Source organism: Streptomyces sp. NBC_00012 (assembly GCF_045040875.1).
GTDB lineage: Bacteria > Actinomycetota > Actinomycetes > Streptomycetales > Streptomycetaceae > Streptomyces.
In genome coordinates this window covers 4,692,628-4,710,379 of record NZ_CP108309.1, presented here as the reverse complement: position 1 = coordinate 4,710,379, position 17,752 = coordinate 4,692,628, and the positions used below count along the sequence as shown (strand labels likewise).

Annotated in this window: 19 protein-coding genes and 1 tRNA gene; 8 read left to right on the top strand and 12 right to left on the bottom strand. The window is 69.0% G+C overall.

Annotated elements, in window-relative coordinates; all coding sequences use genetic code 11:
- Window positions 1–73 precede the first annotated feature (73 nt).
- On the top strand, window positions 74–478 hold the full coding sequence (locus OHA19_RS21725; RefSeq protein ID WP_405751211.1) for a pyridoxamine 5'-phosphate oxidase family protein: 405 nt from the start codon (window positions 74–76) through the stop codon (window positions 476–478).
- A 122-nt stretch (window positions 479–600) separates the two neighbouring features.
- Here OHA19_RS21725 and OHA19_RS21720 read toward each other — a convergent pair whose 3' ends face one another.
- Together OHA19_RS21720 and OHA19_RS21715 are read right to left on the bottom strand one after the other, a co-directional pair.
- Window positions 601–921, bottom strand: a complete 321-nt coding sequence (locus OHA19_RS21720) for a (2Fe-2S)-binding protein (RefSeq protein ID WP_072487853.1) — start codon at window positions 919–921, stop codon at window positions 601–603.
- A complete protein-coding gene (locus tag OHA19_RS21715; protein ID WP_405714211.1) occupies window positions 918–1,235 on the bottom strand; it encodes a hypothetical protein in 318 nt (105 codons plus the stop codon). The genes OHA19_RS21720 and OHA19_RS21715 overlap by 4 nt, the downstream gene beginning before the upstream one ends.
- Window positions 1,236–1,363: 128 nt before the next feature.
- On the opposite strand from OHA19_RS21715, the gene OHA19_RS21710 reads away from it, so the two are divergent.
- On the top strand, window positions 1,364–2,350 hold the full coding sequence (locus OHA19_RS21710; protein WP_405714213.1) for a helix-turn-helix transcriptional regulator: 987 nt from the start codon (window positions 1,364–1,366) through the stop codon (window positions 2,348–2,350).
- 108 nt (window positions 2,351–2,458) lie between these two features.
- On the opposite strand, the gene OHA19_RS21705 is transcribed toward OHA19_RS21710, so the two are convergent.
- The 4 genes from OHA19_RS21705 to dnaK form a co-directional block, all read right to left on the bottom strand.
- A complete protein-coding gene (locus tag OHA19_RS21705) occupies window positions 2,459–2,905 on the bottom strand; it encodes a heat shock protein transcriptional repressor HspR (protein WP_072487850.1) in 447 nt (148 codons plus the stop codon).
- 1 nt (window position 2,906) lies between these two features.
- Entirely contained in the window at window positions 2,907–4,094 is a 1,188-nt protein-coding gene (gene dnaJ / locus OHA19_RS21700; RefSeq protein WP_405714216.1) for a molecular chaperone DnaJ, read from the bottom strand.
- A 93-nt stretch (window positions 4,095–4,187) separates the two neighbouring features.
- Window positions 4,188–4,838 (bottom strand): nucleotide exchange factor GrpE, encoded by a 651-nt coding sequence (grpE, locus tag OHA19_RS21695; RefSeq protein ID WP_405714218.1) that lies wholly within the window; start codon window positions 4,836–4,838, stop codon window positions 4,188–4,190.
- A complete protein-coding gene (dnaK, locus tag OHA19_RS21690; protein ID WP_405714220.1) occupies window positions 4,835–6,685 on the bottom strand; it encodes a molecular chaperone DnaK in 1,851 nt (616 codons plus the stop codon). The genes grpE and dnaK overlap by 4 nt, the downstream gene beginning before the upstream one ends.
- Window positions 6,686–7,052: 367 nt before the next feature.
- Between dnaK and OHA19_RS21685 the strand changes: the two genes are divergently transcribed.
- From OHA19_RS21685 to OHA19_RS21665, 5 genes are all read left to right on the top strand, one after another.
- Window positions 7,053–7,715: a sugar transferase gene (locus OHA19_RS21685; protein ID WP_405714222.1), complete on the top strand. Its 663-nt coding sequence runs from the start codon at window positions 7,053–7,055 to the stop codon at window positions 7,713–7,715.
- A 97-nt stretch (window positions 7,716–7,812) separates the two neighbouring features.
- On the top strand, window positions 7,813–10,080 hold the full coding sequence (locus tag OHA19_RS21680; protein ID WP_405714224.1) for a (Fe-S)-binding protein: 2,268 nt from the start codon (window positions 7,813–7,815) through the stop codon (window positions 10,078–10,080).
- A gap of 202 nt (window positions 10,081–10,282) precedes the next feature.
- Window positions 10,283–11,209: a YIP1 family protein gene (locus OHA19_RS21675; protein ID WP_405714226.1), complete on the top strand. Its 927-nt coding sequence runs from the start codon at window positions 10,283–10,285 to the stop codon at window positions 11,207–11,209.
- Between the two features lie 157 nt (window positions 11,210–11,366).
- Window positions 11,367–11,774 (top strand): YciI family protein, encoded by a 408-nt coding sequence (locus tag OHA19_RS21670; RefSeq protein WP_405721624.1) that lies wholly within the window; start codon window positions 11,367–11,369, stop codon window positions 11,772–11,774.
- Between the two features lie 34 nt (window positions 11,775–11,808).
- The gene (locus tag OHA19_RS21665) at window positions 11,809–12,990 is read left to right on the top strand and encodes an RNA polymerase sigma factor (RefSeq protein ID WP_405714228.1); all 1,182 of its coding nucleotides are present in this window, start codon (window positions 11,809–11,811) and stop codon (window positions 12,988–12,990) included.
- 31 nt (window positions 12,991–13,021) lie between these two features.
- Here the strand turns inward: OHA19_RS21665 and OHA19_RS21660 are convergent, their stop codons facing one another.
- Together OHA19_RS21660 and dcd are read right to left on the bottom strand one after the other, a co-directional pair.
- A complete protein-coding gene (locus OHA19_RS21660; protein ID WP_405721626.1) occupies window positions 13,022–13,519 on the bottom strand; it encodes a phosphoribosyltransferase in 498 nt (165 codons plus the stop codon).
- A gap of 23 nt (window positions 13,520–13,542) precedes the next feature.
- On the bottom strand, window positions 13,543–14,118 hold the full coding sequence (gene dcd, locus OHA19_RS21655; RefSeq protein ID WP_072487843.1) for a dCTP deaminase: 576 nt from the start codon (window positions 14,116–14,118) through the stop codon (window positions 13,543–13,545).
- Between the two features lie 465 nt (window positions 14,119–14,583).
- Here dcd and OHA19_RS21650 point away from each other — a divergent pair.
- Window positions 14,584–14,657: transfer RNA gene (locus OHA19_RS21650), tRNA-Gly, on the top strand.
- A gap of 51 nt (window positions 14,658–14,708) precedes the next feature.
- Here the strand turns inward: OHA19_RS21650 and OHA19_RS21645 are convergent.
- From OHA19_RS21645 to OHA19_RS21630, 4 genes are read right to left on the bottom strand one after another with little or no spacing between them, the layout of a single operon-like run.
- A complete protein-coding gene (locus OHA19_RS21645) occupies window positions 14,709–15,869 on the bottom strand; it encodes a tyrosine-type recombinase/integrase (protein ID WP_405751208.1) in 1,161 nt (386 codons plus the stop codon).
- A complete protein-coding gene (locus OHA19_RS21640) occupies window positions 15,869–16,081 on the bottom strand; it encodes an excisionase family DNA-binding protein (protein ID WP_405751205.1) in 213 nt (70 codons plus the stop codon). Before OHA19_RS21640 ends, OHA19_RS21645 begins: the two co-directional genes overlap by 1 nt.
- Window positions 16,074–17,462 (bottom strand): replication initiator protein RepSA, encoded by a 1,389-nt coding sequence (gene repSA, locus OHA19_RS21635; RefSeq protein ID WP_405751202.1) that lies wholly within the window; start codon window positions 17,460–17,462, stop codon window positions 16,074–16,076. The genes OHA19_RS21640 and repSA overlap by 8 nt, the downstream gene beginning before the upstream one ends.
- Window positions 17,459–17,653 carry a hypothetical protein gene (locus tag OHA19_RS21630; protein ID WP_405751199.1) on the bottom strand — a complete coding sequence of 65 codons (195 nt, stop codon included), beginning with the start codon at window positions 17,651–17,653 and terminating at the stop codon, window positions 17,459–17,461. The genes repSA and OHA19_RS21630 overlap by 4 nt, the downstream gene beginning before the upstream one ends.
- Window positions 17,654–17,752: the final 99 nt, after the last annotated feature.

The window sequence follows — 17,752 nt, the reverse complement described above, 5'->3', positions numbered from 1 at the left end:
CCGCACCGGCCCTCCGCCACCGGGGGCGGGGGCGGCGGCCGGGGCCCATGCCCCCGCTGCCTACGCTGTGCCCATGGCAGTCGACGTGACGAACCCCGGCCCCGAGTACCTCGCCTTCTGGGAGGCGCGGCACGTGTGCACCCTGACCACGCCCCGCCCCGACGGCACGCCGCACGTGGTGCCGGTGGGCGTGACGTACGACCCCGGGACGCGGCTGGCGCGGATCATCACCGGCAAGAACACCAGGAAGGCCGCCAACGTGCTGGCCGCCGGCCCGGACGGGGCACGGGTCGCCGTCTGCCAGATCGACGGGCGCCGCTGGGCGACGCTGGAGGGACGCGCGACGGTGCGCACGGAGCCGGAGGTGGTGGCCGACGCGGTACGCCGCTACGCGGAGCGCTACGAGCGCACGCCGAAGCCCAGCCCGGACCGGATCGTCATCGAGATCGCCGTGGACCGGGCGCTCGGCAGGGCCTGACCGGCCCGCGGGCCGGGGACCGTGCCCGGCCGGGAAAAGCACAACGGCGCCATCGTGTTCAGGTCACGATGGCGCCGTTGTGTGGGGGAGTGACTGAGCGACATGGAACGACGGGGGATCGCTCAGGCACTGCGGGGGGTGGCGGAAATGGTCTCTGGCTCGAACAGCTGGTGGTCCCGCCGGTCGAGGTTGACGAAGATCATGTCGTACCGGATCGCACAGCGAACGGGCTGCGGAGCTCCACGCGGCTTGCGGAGGCATCGGTAGGCACGTACTTCATCGTCTTCTTCACGTGCGACAACGATGGGGTCGCCGAACAGAGTGACCATCAACGAGTCGCCACAGTGGGGGATGGCAGTGACGAGATCGATGAAATGCCAGCCTGATCGGTAGGCCGTGGCCATCTCTCGCCGGAAGGTCCGGTCGTCCGGCGGGATGGTCATGCGCCTGTGCGGGCCGTGGCGGAGCCGGTACCGGTGGGCGAGACCCAGCCGATGTCGGACGACTTGGCAGGTGCGATCGTCCACCCGATGTCACCATTGGCAGCGGCCTGGACGGTCCACCCGATGTCGGACGACTTGGCAGGTGCGATCGTCCACCCGATGTCACCGTCGGCAGCGGCCTGGACGGTCCACCCGATGTCGCTGCCGGCGACACCGTCCTCGCTCCAGCCAATGTCGCTGCCGCCCAGCAGCCCGATGCCCAGGGCCGCGACGAACGAGACGGCAAGCGCCGAGCGATGCATTCGCTTATACATAGTCGGCTTCGTCCTCACTTGTGGATTCTTCTCCCCCGCACCTAAGACGATGTCCCACCTGGGCACGCGAACACCACCGCGTAGATGCATCATGTTCTTGCATGTTCAGGAACCTGGGGGGTGACGATATGACCACAAGCAACACAAAGCCGACACATTCTCATGGGATCACCGAACTGTGCGATGCGGGAGGACGTCTTTACGCCAGTGCTTTGCGTCTGGGACGCATCGCCCGTGCCGAAGTCGAGCCGGCGCCCTGCCTGATGGAGTTCGCGCTGCTGCATCCCGATCCGGACGACCCGGACTGGCTCCGGCCCGTGCCGCCGTCCACCGCCCTTGCCCAGCATCTGCATCCCATCGAGCGCGAGATCCTGGAACGGCGCCGGCACTCGGTCGAACTGACGGAGTCGTTCGAGCCATTCATGGACATCAGCACTCTGGGGCCGCCCAGCACCCACGCCATCACGGTGCTGGAGGGCGTGAACCGGATCAACGCCGCCCTCGATCTCGCCACCGCAGAGTGCCGCACCGAAGTGCTCACCGTCCAGCCCGGCGGAGGACGGATCGAGGACCGCCTCAGCAGGTCGCTGGAACGCGGTCTGTCCGTGGTCCACCGCGGTGTCAGCATCCGCACCCTCTACCAGCACACCGTGCGCCACAGCCCCAGCACACTCGCGTACGCGGAGCGCATGGCGGACGGCAACGTGGAGATCCGCACGCTGGAGGAGCTCATCGAGCGCCTGATCGTGTTCGACCGGACCGTGGCCTTCATCCCCGCCCAGGACGACCGCCAGGTCGCCCTGGAGCTGCGCCATCCCGGGCTGGTCGCGTACCTGGTCAACGTGTTCGAGCAGCTCTGGACGAGGGCGGCTCCGCTCCGCGAGGAGATCAAGTACGAACCGACCTCCCTGGGCATCAGCGGGGTGCAGCGCTCCATAGCCCAGCTCCTCGTGGAAGGCCACGTGGACGACTCCATCGCCCGCCGCCTCGGCATGAACGTCCGCACCTGCCGCGCCCACGTCGCCAAGCTCGCCGCCGCCCTCGGCAGCAACAGCCGGGCCCAGCTCGGCTATCTGATAGCGCGGTCGGGGATCCTGGAAGAGGAACAGAGCTGACGCGGCCCCGTCCGCCGCACACGGCACACGGCGAACCGCCCCGCACACACGACGAAGGGCCGGGGAGCCGACCCGTGAGTCGGCCACCCGGCCCCTGACTGCCCGCGCTCAGTCCTTCGGCCGCTTCGGCCGCCAGACCACCAGCGCGCTGGTCTGCTGCACGTCCTGGTACGGCACCAGATCGCGCCGGTACGAGGCGTGCACCTGGGCCTCGCGCTGCTGCATCGCCTGCGCCGCGCCGTCCACCGCCGCCGAGAGCTCGGCGACGCGCTGCTGGAGCGCGGCGACCTGGTTCTCCAGCTCGATGATGCGCTTGATACCGGCGAGGTTGATGCCCTCGTCCTGCGACAGCTGCTGCACGGTGCGCAACAGCTCGATGTCGCGGGCCGAGTAGCGCCTGCCGCGCCCGGCCGTGCGGTCGGGCGAGACGAGGCCGAGACGGTCGTACTGGCGCAGTGTCTGCGGGTGCAGGCCCGAGAGCTGGGCCGCGATCGAGATCACGTACACCGGGGATTCATCGGTCAGTTCGTACGGATTGCGTCGTCGGCCGTCCACCTCAAGCTCCCTTCGCTGCCTGGAACAGCTCCGCCCGCGGGTCCTGGCCCGCGGTCGCCTTCCGGTAGGCCTCCAGGGCGTCCCTGGCCTCGTTGCTGAGGTCGCCCGGCACCTTCACCTCGACGGTGACCAGCAGGTCGCCCCGGGTGCCGTCCTTGCGTACGGCGCCCTTGCCGCGGGCGCGCATCGTGCGCCCGTTGGGCGTGCCCGGGGGCAGCTTCAGCGTGACCGGCGGGCCGCCGAGCGTGGGCACCTTCACCTCGCCGCCGAGCGCCGCCTCCGTGAAGTCGACGGGCACGGTGACCGTGAGGTTGTCGCCCCTGCGGCCGAAGACCGGGTGGGCGTCGACGTGGACCACGACGTACAGATCGCCGGCCGGTCCACCGCGTTCGCCCGGACCGCCCTTGCCGCGCAGCCGGATCCGCTGGTTGTCCGAGACGCCCGCCGGAATCCTGACCTGCATGGTCTTGGAGGACTTGGCCCGTCCGCTGCCCTTGCAGACATCGCACGGGTCCTGGGCGATGAGGCCCCGGCCCTTGCAGTCCACGCAGGGGTCGGTGAGCGAGAAGCCGCCGCCGGTGCCGCGCGAGACCTGGCCGGTGCCGAGACAGGTCGGGCAGACCCTGGGGGTGCCGTTCTTGTCACCGGTGCCGGAACACGCCTTGCAGGGCGCCTGGCTGGACATCCGCAGCGGGACCGTGGCCCCCTCGACGGCCTCGGTGAAGCTGAGCGTCACCTCGGACTCGATGTCCTGGCCGCGACGCGGCTGCACCCGTGTCCCCGTGCCACCCCGGTTGAACAGGCCGCCGAAGACATCGCCCAGACCGCCGCCACCGCCGAAACCGCCGGCCGCGCCGCCCTGGCCCCCGCCCTGGGTGCCGCCGAAGAGGTCGCCCAGGTCGAAGTTGAAGTTGCCGCCCGCGCCGCCGGGGCCGGCCCGGAAGCCGCCGTTGCCGAAGAGGGCGCGTGCCTCGTCGTACTCCTTGCGCTTCTTGCTGTCACCGAGGACGTCGTTCGCCTCGGAGATCTCCTTGAAGCGCTCCTCGGCCTTGTCGTCGCCCTTGTTGGCGTCCGGGTGGAACTCGCGGGCGAGCTTCCGGTACGCCTTCTTGATCTCGGCGTCGGTGGCGTCCTTGGGGACGCCGAGGACCTTGTAGTAGTCCTTCTCGACGAAGTCCTTCGTGCTCATCGACGTCCCTCCTTCCGGACGATCGGCCGTGCGACCGGCCCGCTGGCCGGTCGCACGGCCGGGCGGTGTGCCGCGAGTTGGTCGGACGGAATGTCAGACCTCCTCGGTGCCACCGCTCTCCTCGTCGGTTGCCTTCTCTTCCTTCGTTGCGGCCGGTGTCGCACCCGGCTGGGGTTCGGCCACCGCCACCCGCGCGGGGCGGATGGTGCGCTCGCCGATCCGATACCCCGGCTGCAGGATCGCCACGCAGGTCGTCTCGGTGACGTCCGGCGCGTACGAGTGCATCAGGGCCTCGTGGATCGTCGGGTCGAAGGGCTCGCCCTCCTTGCCGAACTGCTGCAGGCCCAGCTTGGCGACGACCGTCTCGAGAGACTCGGCCACCGACTTGAACCCGCCCACGAGCTCGCCGTGATCCCGGGCCCGGCCGACGTCGTCGAGCACGGGCAGGAGCTCGGACAGGAGACCCGCGACTGCGATCTCCTTGACCGTGGCCCGGTCCCGCTCGACGCGGCGGCGATAGTTCTGGTACTCGGCCTGGAGCCGCTGGAGGTCGCCCGTGCGCTCGTTGAGCGCGGTGCGGACCTGGTCCAGCTGGGCCGTCAGGCCGACTGTCTGTACTCCGTCCCCGGCCGGGGCCGCCCCCTCCTCCGAAGAGGAAGAGGCGTCCTTCGGCTCGGCTCCGTCAGGGGTGGCGCCGGAGGGGACGTCGGGCTTCTCCTCGAAACCCGGAGTCTCCTCGGTCACATCGCACCGCCCTTGGCGTCCTTCTCGTCGTCCACGATCTCGGCGTCGACGACATCGTCGTCGGCCTTGCCCTGGGCACCCGGCTGCGGGTCACCCTGCGGGGCGCCGTCGGCCTGGGCGTTGGCGTACATCGCCTGGCCGAGCTTCTGCGAGACGGCCGCGACCTTCTCGGTGGCGGTACGGATCTCGGCGGTGTCCTCGCCCTTGAGCTTCTCCTTCAGCTCGGTGAGCGCGGTCTCCACCTCCGCCTTCACGTCGCCGGGGACCTTGTCCTCGTTGTCCTTGAGGAACTTCTCCGTCTGGTAGACGAGCTGCTCGCCCTGGTTGCGCGACTCGGCGGCCTCGCGGCGGCGGTGGTCCTCCTCCGCGTACTGCTCGGCCTCCTCACGCATCCGGTTGACCTCGTCCTTCGGCAGCGAGGAGCCGCCGGTGACGGTCATCTTCTGCTCCTTGCCGGTGCCGAGGTCCTTGGCGGCGACGTGCATGATGCCGTTCGCGTCGATGTCGAACGCGACCTCGATCTGCGGGACGCCACGCGGGGCCGGCGGCAGGCCGGTCAGCTCGAACATCCCGAGCTTCTTGTTGTACGCCGCGATCTCGCGCTCGCCCTGGTAGACCTGGATCTGCACGGACGGCTGGTTGTCCTCGGCCGTCGTGAAGATCTCGGACCGCTTGGTCGGGATCGTGGTGTTGCGCTCGATGAGCTTGGTCATGATGCCGCCCTTGGTCTCGATACCGAGGGACAGCGGGGTGACGTCGAGGAGCAGGACGTCCTTGACCTCACCCTTGAGGACACCGGCCTGGAGCGAGGCGCCGATGGCGACGACCTCGTCCGGGTTCACGCCCTTGTTGGCCTCCTGGCCACCGGTCAGCTCCTTGACGAGCTCGGCGACGGCCGGCATACGGGTGGAGCCACCGACGAGAACGACGTGGTCGATCTCGGAGAGCTGGATGCCCGCGTCCTTGATGACGTTGTGGAACGGCGTCTTGCAGCGGTCCAGGAGGTCCGCGGTCAGCTGCTGGAACTGCGAGCGCGTGAGCTTCTCGTCCAGGTGCAGCGGGCCCTCGGCGGACGCCGTGATGTAGGGCAGGTTGATCGTGGTCTCGGTCGAGGACGAGAGCTCGATCTTCGCCTTCTCCGCGGCCTCGCGCAGACGCTGGAGAGCCATCTTGTCCTTGGACAGGTCCACGCCGTGCCCGTTGGCGAACTGCTTCACCAGGTAGTCGACGACGCGCTGGTCCCAGTCGTCACCACCGAGGTGGTTGTCACCGTTGGTGGCCTTCACCTCGACGACGCCGTCACCGATCTCCAGGAGCGACACGTCGAAGGTGCCGCCACCGAGGTCGAAGACGAGGATCGTCTGGTCGTCCTTGTCGAGCCCGTACGCCAGCGCGGCGGCGGTCGGCTCGTTGACGATGCGCAGGACGTTCAGGCCCGCGATCTCGCCGGCCTCCTTGGTCGCCTGACGCTCGGAGTCGTTGAAGTACGCGGGGACGGTGATGACCGCGTCGGTCACCTTCTCGCCCAGGTACGACTCGGCGTCACGCTTCAGCTTCTGCAGGATGAAGGCGCTCATCTGCTGCGGGTTGAAGCTCTTGCCGTCCAGGTCGATCTTCCAGTCAGTGCCCATGTGGCGCTTGACCGAGCGGATGGTCCTGTCGACGTTGGTCACTGCCTGGCGCTTGGCGACCTCGCCGACCAGCACCTCGCCGTTCTTCGCGAAGGCGACGACGGACGGCGTGGTCCTGGCGCCCTCTGCGTTGGTGATGACGGTGGGCTCGCCGCCTTCGAGAACGCTGACGACGGAGTTAGTCGTGCCCAGGTCGATGCCGACCGCACGTGCCATTTCAATTCCTCCAGCTTGACTACTTGAGTGGATCTGACTCAAGGATGCATGACCCTCGTCCCACTGTCAACAGACCTGAGTCGAGGTGGCTCAACTATCGTGCACAGACCCCGCGCGCCCAGCGATTTCCCTGCCCGAGCCCGCCCGAGCGCGCACGAAACCCTCACCCCCGGGCGGCGCAGCCCTTCCCCATCATCGCCGCGTGGGATCGTTCTGTCACAAAATGCCGTGAGCCGCGCAAAACCGGCACTCGATCCGCCGCGAATCCAGGCAGGTGCGAACGATGCAGACACAGAGACAGAGGGGAAGCACGAGGCGGAACGGGCCGCCGCCCCCGTCCGCCGCACGAGCGCGGGCGTGGGCACGGATGCCGGTACGGGAACGAGCCCGGACGCGGACGCGACCGCGGGTACGGCAGTGGGAGCGCCCGCCGGCCAAGCGCGTACTGGATCTGGCCCTCGGCTCGGCCCTCCTGGCCCTGGCCGCCCCGCTGCTCGCCGCGGGCGCCCTGGCCCTCGCGGCGCGGCGGCCCCCGGGCGGCGTACTGGCCCACTCGCCCCGGGTCGGCCTGGACGGCCACGTCTTCGTACTGCACTCGCTGCGCACCCGGCGCCTGCGACTGGACCTGCTCTCCCGGCTGCCGCACGTCGTGCGAGGGGACCTCTCCCTGGTCGGCCCGGAACCCCTGGCGCCGGACGACGCCGGAACCTCCGCCGGTCCTGCCGCGCCACACTGGCGGCAAGGGCTGAAGCCGGGCCTCACCGGCCTGGCGCAGGTGCACTCCCATTCCGGAATGCCCTGGTACGAGCCGGCCCTGCTCGACCAGCACTACGCCGAGCACCACGGGACGGCACTGGACCTGGCCATCCTGGCGAGGGCCGTACGCGTTCCGCTGCGCGAGGCGGCCCGAGGGCTCACGCGCCACGGAGAGGCGCACCCGAGCGACACGGACCACCGCCCGAGCGACACAGATCACCGCCTGTCCGGCTACAGCACGGCGGAAGAAGTGGGTAGTGTCAGCACAGACTGATTAAGTTACTGCTTAGTAATCGATGATAATCGCCAGTACGCGTTCTTCGACGCTGGATCCCACCGTCCCCACCCTCGCAGGCCCGAGGAGCCCCCAAATGCAACTCGCCGCGATCATCGTGTCGCTGGTTCTGATCGTGGTCGGCGTGGCCCTGTTCCTCCGCGCCCTCCTGCAGATCTACAACTTCATGCGGCTCGGCCAGAACGTGCCCGCCGGCACCCGCACGGACGAGCCCGCACAGCGCACCGTCACCGTGGCCAGGGAGTTCCTCGGCCACACCCGGATGAACCGCTGGGGCATCGTCGGTGTCGCGCACTGGTTCGTGGCGGTGGGCTTCTTCTCCCTGCTGCTGACGATCGTCAACGCCATCGGCCAGCTCTTCAAGGCCGACTGGCTCCTGCCGATCATCGGTGACTGGGCGCCGTACAACGTCTTCGTCGAGTTCATCGGCACGATGACCGTGCTCGGCATCCTGACCCTGATCGTGATCCGCCAGCTGGCCCACCCGCGCAAGCCGGGCCGCAAGTCGCGCTTCGCCGGGTCCAACTTCGGCCAGGCGTACTTCGTCGAGGCCGTCATCCTCATCGTCGGCGTCTGCATCTTCATGCTGCACGCCCTCGAAGGCGCCCAGCACCACGTCGACGGCTACGAGTCCTCCTTCTTCATCTCGTACCCGGTCGTCAACTGGCTGGAGGGCATGGACGTCTCCACCCTCCAGAACCTCACCTACTTCTTCGCCGGCCTGAAGATCGCGACCTCCTTCATCTGGATGATCACGGTCGCCCTGAAGCAGGACATGGGCGTCGCCTGGCACCGCTTCCTGGCCTTCCCGAACATCTGGTTCAAGCGCAACGCCAAGGGCGAGACCTCGCTCGGCGAGCTGCTGCCGATGACCTCCGGCGGCAAGGAGATCGACTTCGAGGACCCGGGCGAGGACGACGTCTACGGTGTCTCGCAGATCGAGCACTTCTCCTGGAAGGGCCTGCTGGACTTCTCCACCTGCACCGAGTGCGGCCGCTGCCAGTCGCAGTGCCCCGCCTGGAACACCGGCAAGCCGCTCTCCCCCAAGCTCCTGATCATGTCCCTGCGCGACCACGCGCACGCCAAGGCCCCGTACCTGCTGGCCGGCGGCGGCAAGGACATGGAGGGCAACGAGAAGGCGTCCGAGGAGCAGCTCAAGGACGTCCCGGCCGCCGCTCTCGCCGAGGCCGAGCGCCCGTTGATCGGCACGGCCGAGGAGAACGGCGTCATCGACCCGGACGTGCTGTGGTCCTGCACCACCTGCGGTGCGTGCGTGGAACAGTGCCCGGTCGACATCGAGCACATCGACCACATCGTCGACATGCGCCGCTACCAGGTGATGATCGAGTCCGCGTTCCCGTCCGAGGCGGGCACGATGCTCAAGAACCTGGAGAAGAAGGGCAACCCCTGGGGCCTGGCGAAGAAGCAGCGCGTCGAGTGGACCAAGGAGGTCGACTTCGAGGTCCCGATCGTCGGCAAGGACGTCGAGGACCTCACGGAGATCGACTACCTCTACTGGGTCGGCTGCGCGGGAGCTCTCGAAGACCGCGCCAAGAAGACGACGAAGGCCTTCGCGGAGCTGCTGCACATCGCGGGCGTCAAGTTCGCGATCATGGGCGGCGACGAGAAGTGCACCGGTGACTCCGCCCGCCGGCTGGGCAACGAGCCGCTGTTCCAGCAGCTCGGCCAGGAGAACGTCGCGATGCTGAACATGGCGTTCGGCGAGGACGACGACGCGCCGGAGACGAAGAAGCCGAAGTCGTCGAAGAAGATCGTCGCGACCTGCCCGCACTGCTTCAACACCATCGCCAACGAGTACCCGCAGCTCGGCGGCGAGTACGAGGTCATCCACCACACCCAGCTGCTCCAGCACCTCATCGACGAGGGCAAGCTGATCCCGGTGACCCCGGTCGAGGGTCTGATCACGTACCACGACCCGTGCTACCTGGGCCGTCACAACAAGATCTACACCCCGCCGCGCGAGATCATCGCGAAGGTCCCGGGCCTCCGCAACGAGGAGATGCACCGCCACAAGGAGCGCGGCTTCTGCTGCGGCGCCGGTGGTGCCCGGATGTGGATGGAGGAGCGGATCGGCAAGCGCATCAACAACGAGCGCGTCGACGAGGCTCTGTCGCTCAACCCCGACATCGTCTCCACCGCCTGCCCGTTCTGCCTGGTCATGCTGACCGACTCGGTCAACGGCAAGAAGAACGACGGCAAGGCGAAGGAGTCGATCCAGGTGGTCGACGTCTCGCAGCTGCTGCTGGACTCCGTGAAGACCCCGGCCGACCCGGCCGGTGAGGCGGAGTCGGCGGACGCGCCGGAGCCGGAGCCGGTGAAGTAACCCGGCGAGCCGCACGACGGAAGCGGCCGGACCTGCCCAGAGAGGCGGGACCGGCCGCTTCCGCTTTCCGTGCCCGGCTGCCCGAGGCCCTGGGGCTGTCCCCCCGGGGTTCCCCTAGGGGATGTCACAGCTCGGCGGCAATGGCGGTCAGGTTCCCCAGGCCCCCTGACCGCACCGGCCCGGACCAGGTACGTTCGATGACGTGGCTGGATTCAGGATCGGACGCGGCCGGGACAACCGCACCCCGCAGCAAGCGCAACAGCAACCGCGGCAGCAGCCGTACGGCACACAGGCACCACCGCCGTACGGTCAGCAGCCCTGGCCACCGGCAGGAGGCAACGCGGCCCCACCCCCGTACAACAACGACGGCTACAACGGCGGCGGTCACGGCGGCGGTCACGGCGAACCGGAGTACTTCGGCGACCCGTACAACCAGCCCCAGCACCCCCAGAGCCCTCACGGGTCCCCCCAGCACGGCGACCCGTACGCCAACTCCCCCGGCCACACCCAGGCGTTCAGCATCGGCGAGGACCCGTACGGCCCCGGCGACACCTACCGCGCCGGCCAGGCCCCCGCCCAGCCCGCAGGCCCCCGGCTGCCGTGGAAGGAGCTGCTCAGCGGCATCGTGCTCCGTCCGGGACCGACGTTCTGGCAGATGCGCGACTACCCCGTCTGGGGTCCGGCGCTCATCGTCACGTTCCTGTACGGCCTGCTCGCGCTCTTCGGCTTCGACCAAGCCCGGGACGACGCGATCCACGCGACGATCTCCACAGCCGTGCCCTACGTCGTCATCACGGGCATCGGCTTCGTCATCGGCGGCCTGGTCCTGGGCGCGGTCACGCACACCCTCGCCCGCCAGCTGGGCGGCGACGGCGCGTGGCAGCCGACGGTGGGCCTGTCCATGCTGATCATGTCGATCACGGACGCTCCCCGCCTGATATTCGCGCTCTTCCTCGGCGGCGAGAACTCCCTGGTCCAGGTCCTCGGCTGGGTCACCTGGCTGGCCTCGGCCGCCCTCTTCACCTCGATGGTGAGCAAATCGCACGACCTGCCGTGGCCGAAGGCGCTGGGCGCGTCCGCCATCCAGCTGATCGCGCTGCTGTCGATCATCAAGCTCGGCACGATCTGACGCCCGCCCCCTCACGCCCCGCGAAATCCCCGGCACATTCCGTGTGCCGGGGATTTCGTCGTACGGGAGCGGACACGGATGTCGAGAATCCGTGACCTGTTCCGTCCCAGCGGTGAACGCGACCAGAATGGGTCGCACCAGCACCGAGGAGAACACGATGGCCAAGTATCTGCTGCTCAAGCACTACCGCGGCGCTCCGGACGCGGTGAACTGCGTCCCCATGGACCAGTGGACGCCGGAGGAGATCTCGGCGCACGTGCAGTACATGAACGACTTCGCGGCCCGGCTGGAGAAGACCGGCGAGTTCGTCGACGCCCAGGCACTCGCCCCCGAGGGAACGTTCGTCCGGTACGACGGCGAGGGGCGCCCGCCGGTCACCGACGGCCCGTTCGCCGAGACCAAGGACCTCATCGCTGGCTGGATGGTGATCGACGTCGACGGCTACGAGCGCGCCGTGGAGCTGGCCGGGGAGCTGTCGGCCGCCCCCGGGGCGGACGGGAAGCCGATCCACGAATGGCTGGAGCTGCGCCCGTTCCTGACCGCTGAGCACACCATCACCGAGTGACCGCACCGGCTCGTCAATGAAGGACCACCCATCGATGAACGAGGCCCTGCTCCGGAGCCTCACACCGAGCGTGCTCGGGATCCTCGTCCGCCGCGGAGCCGACTTCGCGGCGGCCGAGGACGCCGTGCAGGACGCGCTGGTCGAGGCGGTCCGCGTCTGGCAGGACGATTCCCCAAGCTCTCGGCCGGGCTCGAGCGGGGGAGACCCCATTCGCGACCCGAAGGGCTGGCTGGTCACCGTGGCCTGGCGCAAGTTCCTCGACGCGACCCGGGCGGACACCGCCCGCCGCCGGCGCGAGGACCGCGTCGACGAGGAACCGGCGCCCGGACCCGCGCCCGCGACGGACGACACGCTCCAGCTCTACTTCCTGTGCGCCCACCCGTCGCTGACCCCGTCGTCCGCGGTCGCGCTCACGCTGCGTGCCGTCGGCGGACTGACCACCCGCCAGATCGCGCGGGCCTGTCTGGTGCCCGAGGCGACCATGGCGCAGCGCATCAGCCGCGCCAAGCGCACCGTCTCCGGCGTCCGGTTCGACCGGCCCGGCGATGTCGCCACCGTGCTGCGCGTCCTCTACCTGGTCTTCAACGAGGGCTACTCCGGCGACGTCGACCTCGCCGCCGAGGCCATCCGGCTCACCCGGCAGCTGGCGGCCGTGATCGACCACCCCGAGGTGTCGGGACTGCTCGCCCTCATGCTGCTCCACCACGCCCGGCGCGCCGGACGGACCGCACCGGACGGCAGCCTGGTGCCGCTCGCCGAACAGGACCGCGGCCGGTGGGACACCGGGGCGATCGCCGAGGGCGTCGCGATCCTCCAGGCGGCCCTCGCCCGCGACCGACTGGGCGAGTTCCAGGCCCAGGCCGCCATCGCGGCCCTCCACGCCGACGCACCCACCGCCGGGGAGACCGACTGGGTGCAGATCGTCGAGTGGTACGACGAACTCGTCCGCCTGACCGACAACCCGGTCGTCCGCCTCAACCGCGCGGTCGCCGTCGGCGAGGCCGACGGACCACTCGCCGGCCTGGCGGCACTCGCGCCGCTGAACGACTCGCTCCCCCGCCACACCGCGGTGGCGGCCTACCTCCACGAGCGCAACGGCGACCTGTCGACAGCGGCACGCCTCTACGCCGAGGCGGCCCGGAAGGCACCCAGCCTCCCCGAGCGCCACCACCTGACCCGCCAGGCGGCCCGCCTGAACACCCACCAACGCCACTGACCGGGGCCGGCCCCGCTCGAGGTCCCGGGGATCAGGCGTCGAGAACCTGCCCGCTGCGCCGCACGACCGGCTTCTCCACACTCCACGGGAAGTTGATCCAGCGGTCGGTCCTCTTCCACACGTATTCGCACTTCACCAGCGAATGCGACTTCTCGTAGATGACCGCGCTGCGTACCTCGGCGACATGATCGATACAGAAATCACGCACCAGCTTCAGCGTCTTCCCGGTATCGGCGACATCGTCGGCGATCAGGACCTTCTTGTCCGAGAAGTCGATGGCATTCGGAACGGGCGCCAGCATGACCGGCATTTCCAGAGTGGTGCCCACCCCGGTGTAGAACTCCACGTTCACCAGGTGAATGTTCTTGCAGTCGAGCGCGTAGGCGAGCCCGCCGGCGACGAATACCCCGCCCCGCGCGATGCTGAGCACCACATCGGGCTCGAATCCGTCGTCCGCCACGGTCTGCGCCAGTTCACGCACGGCACGGCCGAAACCCTCGTAAGTCAGGTTCTCCCGCACATCGTCCACGTTCACGTCACCGCTCACTGGCATCACACCTGGGTCCGATGGAAATTCATGAAGGAACGCGACGCCGTCGGTCCGCGCTGGCCCTGGTAGCGGGACCCGTACCGCTCGGAGCCGTACGGGAACTCCGAGGGCGAGCTCAGCCGGAACATGCACAGCTGCCCGATCTTCATCCCCGGCCACAGCTTTATCGGCAGCGTCGCGAGATTCGACAGCTCCAGCGTCACGTGCCCGGAGAAACCGGGGTCGATGAACCCGGCGGTCGAATGCGTGACGAGCCCGAGCCGCCCGAGCGAACTCTTGCCCTCCAGCCGCGACGCGAGATCGTCGGGCAACGAAATGACTTCGTACGTCGACGCGAGCACGAACTCACCGGGGTGGAGGATGAACGCCTCGTCCCCGTCCGGCTCGACCATACGAGTCAGATCGGCCTGCTCGACCGCGGGGTCGATATGCGGATAGCGGTGGTTCTCGAACACCCGGAAGTAGCGGTCGAGCCGCACATCGATGCTCGAGGGCTGCACCATCGACGCATCGAACGGATCAATGCGCACACGTCCGGCGTCGATCTCGGCCCGGATGTCCTTATCTGAGAGAAGCACGCCCCGAGGATACGCAGAACGCGCGGGCCCACCCCAATCCGGGACCACCCGCGCGCCTGCCGCCGCCGCTACCGCTGCTCGAGCACCACGGGCACGGCATGCCGCAACCGAGCACAACGAGGACAGCGAATGAGCCGCCCGGGACCGATCCGCCCGGACCCGAGCTGCTGCATCGGGAACGAAGCGGTAGCGAAAACGTGCCCTTCGGCACAGCGGACGACGGTGCGCTCCATGGAGTCCATCAAGTCCCTTCCCCAACAAGCCTTGAACGAGAAAGCCACATTAGGGGATGAACGGGACGCCGCTCCACACGGCACTCCGACCACCCACGCTACGCCCCAACTCCCGTCCACGGCACACACATCCACCCTCCCCCCACAACAAAAAGGCCCCACGGCTCAAACGCCGGGGACCTGGCATGGGGTACAGTATGGGACGGTAGAAGCCGCTCAGGCGGCATGCTCTGCGGGTGTAGTTTAATGGTAGAACATGAGCTTCCCAAGCTCAGAGCGCGAGTTCGATTCTCGTCACCCGCTCCATGAAAAAGCCCCAGGCCAGCAGCCCGGGGCTTCTTTGTTGTCTAGACCAGTTCAAGCGTCCCGCACCAGATCCGCACCAGAAGGCTTCTCGTCGGCCTTCTCGCGGGCAGCGCGCACGAGGTCATCCAGTCCGCTCGCGACCTCCTGCTGTCGCTCAAGGTCCGAGTGCTGGTAGATCAGTGCGGCCTTCTCCGACGACTGGCCGGCGCGGACCATCGTGTCCTTGAGCGTGGCCCCGGACCGGGTCGCCAAGGTGTGCCCGGTGTGACGAAGATCGTAGAAGCGGAAGCCCTCCGGCATACCGACGAGGGCACGAGCCTTGCGCCACTTCCGCCCGAAGGTGGAGCGCCGGAACGGCTTGCCCTTCTCCCCCACGAACAGAAGTCCGTCCGGCCCCTTCTCCGCGTACCAGTCGAGGTGACGTCGTAGGTCAATCCGGAGAAAGGCCGGCAGGACGACGACTCGCTTGCCCGCTTCCGACTTGGTGTCGCCGGGAGCACGGCGACCGGTGGTCAGCTCAGGTGCGGCCATGCGGACGCGGATGGTCATCTCGTCCAGGTCCACGTCCTTGCGACGCAGCTCGGCCTGTTCCTCCGGCCTCATGGGGCCGTACGCGCCGAGGAAGACCATCAGCCGCCAGCGAGGCCCGAGGGCGTTGGCGAGCACGTCGACCTGGGCGACGGTGGCGATCTGGCGTTCGGCGGACGACTCCTTCCCGGCACCCCTGATGCGGCAGGGGTTGCGACGGATCAGCTCGTCATCGACCGCGGTTTCCATGATGGCCTTGAGCAGCCGGTACGACTTGGCCACGGTCGTGGCGGCCCCGGTGGACGACAGCCGCTCGGTTCGCCAGGTGCGGACACGGGGTGCGGTTATCTCGTCGAGGTCCAGGCCCTCGAAGGTGGGCAGCAGATGGAGTCGCAGGAGTCGCCGGTACAGCTCGTCAGTGGTGGCGGAGAGACCACGTTCGTCCACCCACTGGAGCGCGTACTCCTTGAAGTTCACCGCACCGGCGTCCGGGTCCTGCCAGTTCCCGCGCGTGAGATCGGCCTCGATCTGGGAGAGCCAGACCTCAGCGTCCCTCTTGGTCTCGAAGGTCTCGGGCGCGCGGAACTCCTGCCCGTCCGGTCCCAGGTAGCTCGCGGTCCAGCGGCCGGACCGGTACTGACGCACAGCGCCGAAGCGCCGACGACTTCCCTTCGCGTTCCCCATCAGGCGGCCCTTCCGTAGCGGGACCGGCGACGGCGGACGGGTTGAACGGTGTTCCCCTCGATGTAGGCCACGAGGACGCTTTCCTTGATGCGCACGTGGCTGCCGACCTTGACGAAGGCGATCCGGCGTTCGGCGATGAGGCGGCGGGGGAAGCGTGCAGTGGTGCCGAGGCGTTCGGCAGCTTGATCGACGGTGAGCAGGAGGTCAGTCACACCGGTCTCCTTCCAGGGCGGCGAGGGCGTCGCGGGCGGTTTCTCGGTTGAGTTGCAGGTCTCTGGCGATCGAGGCTGCGAGAACGGACTCGCCGGGGCTGTGGCCCTGCCCGGCGTAGCGCCAGTCCGTGAGAACGAGGACGGTCGGGTCCTGGTCCGGGTCGGGCAAGCCGAGTTCTTCGCGCTGCTGGGCGGCGCGGTAGTCGGCGCGGATCTGGCGGAGGGCGCCGAGGGTGGTCGAGTAGCGGCGGGACTTCGAGGAGAAGTGGCCGCGGAAGCCGAGCATGTGAGCCCAGGCCCTCAGCCGCCGATCGGGGTAGAGCGCATCGAGGTCGAAGCAGGCTTCGATGAGTCGGCGCGGGTGGTCGGGAACGTCGAGGAGGACCAGGGCCTCGCGGTTGCCGACCCGGCGGTCGACGGTGCCGGTCGTCTCGGCGGCCTTGGTCGCGTACTTGGCCACGTAGGAGGCGACGGCCTGTTCGGTGATGTCGGTACCGGCGTCGAAGGCTCGGATGGGTCGGATGTCGAGCTGGGTGCCCCAGCGAAGCGGACGGGCCGGTTGGCCGGCGGTGGCCGGGACGGTGATGGTCGTGTACGAGTGCGCGACGGCCGCCCGGATGGAGTCGCTGAGCAGCTGCACGGAGGCCCAGGAGGGCGGCGGGCTGTCGGCCCCGTCCGGACCGTCGAGGCGTACGACGGCATGGAAGTGGACGGCCCCGCGCTTCTGGAACTCGGCGACCTTGCCGTACGAGACCCGTGCCACTTCCTTGAGTTCGCGTTGGGTGAGCCCGGCGCGGGCGGCGATCTCGCGACGGAGGCGGTTGGTGAAGCGCTGCCACAGGTTCCCGGCGTGGTTGTTGAAGAGGACCGCTCCCGCGTAGTCGTACGAGTCGGGGTCGAGGGGGGTGCCGAGAGCCTCGTTGTCCGGCCCGTGGGCAGTGCCGCAGCGGCAGCGGCCGGAGCCGGGACGGTTGTGGACCGGGCCGAAGGACGGAGCGGTAAGCGTGGCGAAGACGCGCGGGTGGTCGCGGACGGTGGCGGGGACGTCCTTGTCCTGGTCGCCCGCCAGTCCGGCGCGGATCAGGTGGTACGTGTCGGCGGAGTAGGTCCAGGCGCAGGCCGGGCAGCGGGAGGCACGGCGGTTGCCACAGGCGACGCGGAGCCGCCCACCGGGCTCGGTGCCGGTGGAGTAGCGGTGCAGGGTCTCGCCGGTGGCCTTGTCCTTGGTGAGCGTCCAGCCGGACAGGTGGATGGGGTTGGAGCAGCCACCGGTGCGGCGGATCTGGTCGCGCCAGCGGTCGAAGCCGGTGGACCCGGCCACCCGCAGCAGATCGCCGAGGGTGGCCGGGGCCAGGCCCGCGAGGGTCGCGGTGTTCGTCACGCGTGCTCCCGCTGGGCGACCGGGGCCGGGACAGCGGCGCGGGTGGAGCCGGTGCCCGAGCAACGGCGGCAGGTGACCAGGAGAGTGGCGCGGGTGCCGTCGTCGAGGCGCGTCCCGGTATCGATGGCGACGGCGGGGAAGCCGTCGCAGTCCGGGCAGATACGCGTTCGGGCAGGGCTGTGCTGGGCCATGATGGTGGTCCTTTCGATTGCGGTTGGAAGGGGCCGACCGTCCGGGCGGCGGCGATGCTTGGCGGCTTGTGCGCCGCCCGGAGGCCGGTCAGTGCTGGA

What these genes read in the sequence shown, in the direction of transcription:
- OHA19_RS21725 (WP_405751211.1), top strand. Translation starts at nt 74, where the DNA reads ATGGCAGTCGACGTGACGAACCCCGGCCCCGAGTACCTCGCCTTCTGG.
- OHA19_RS21720 (WP_072487853.1), bottom strand. Translation starts at nt 921, where the DNA reads ATGACCATCCCGCCGGACGACCGGACCTTCCGGCGAGAGATGGCCACG.
- OHA19_RS21715 (WP_405714211.1), bottom strand. Translation starts at nt 1,235, where the DNA reads ATGTATAAGCGAATGCATCGCTCGGCGCTTGCCGTCTCGTTCGTCGCG.
- OHA19_RS21710 (WP_405714213.1), top strand. Translation starts at nt 1,364, where the DNA reads ATGACCACAAGCAACACAAAGCCGACACATTCTCATGGGATCACCGAA.
- dnaJ (WP_405714216.1), bottom strand. Translation starts at nt 4,094, where the DNA reads ATGAGCACGAAGGACTTCGTCGAGAAGGACTACTACAAGGTCCTCGGC.
- dnaK (WP_405714220.1), bottom strand. Translation starts at nt 6,685, where the DNA reads ATGGCACGTGCGGTCGGCATCGACCTGGGCACGACTAACTCCGTCGTC.
- OHA19_RS21685 (WP_405714222.1), top strand. Translation starts at nt 7,053, where the DNA reads ATGCCGGTACGGGAACGAGCCCGGACGCGGACGCGACCGCGGGTACGG.
- OHA19_RS21680 (WP_405714224.1), top strand. Translation starts at nt 7,813, where the DNA reads ATGCAACTCGCCGCGATCATCGTGTCGCTGGTTCTGATCGTGGTCGGC.
- OHA19_RS21670 (WP_405721624.1), top strand. Translation starts at nt 11,367, where the DNA reads ATGGCCAAGTATCTGCTGCTCAAGCACTACCGCGGCGCTCCGGACGCG.
- OHA19_RS21665 (WP_405714228.1), top strand. Translation starts at nt 11,809, where the DNA reads ATGAACGAGGCCCTGCTCCGGAGCCTCACACCGAGCGTGCTCGGGATC.
- OHA19_RS21645 (WP_405751208.1), bottom strand. Translation starts at nt 15,869, where the DNA reads ATGGGGAACGCGAAGGGAAGTCGTCGGCGCTTCGGCGCTGTGCGTCAG.
- OHA19_RS21630 (WP_405751199.1), bottom strand. Translation starts at nt 17,653, where the DNA reads ATGGCCCAGCACAGCCCTGCCCGAACGCGTATCTGCCCGGACTGCGAC.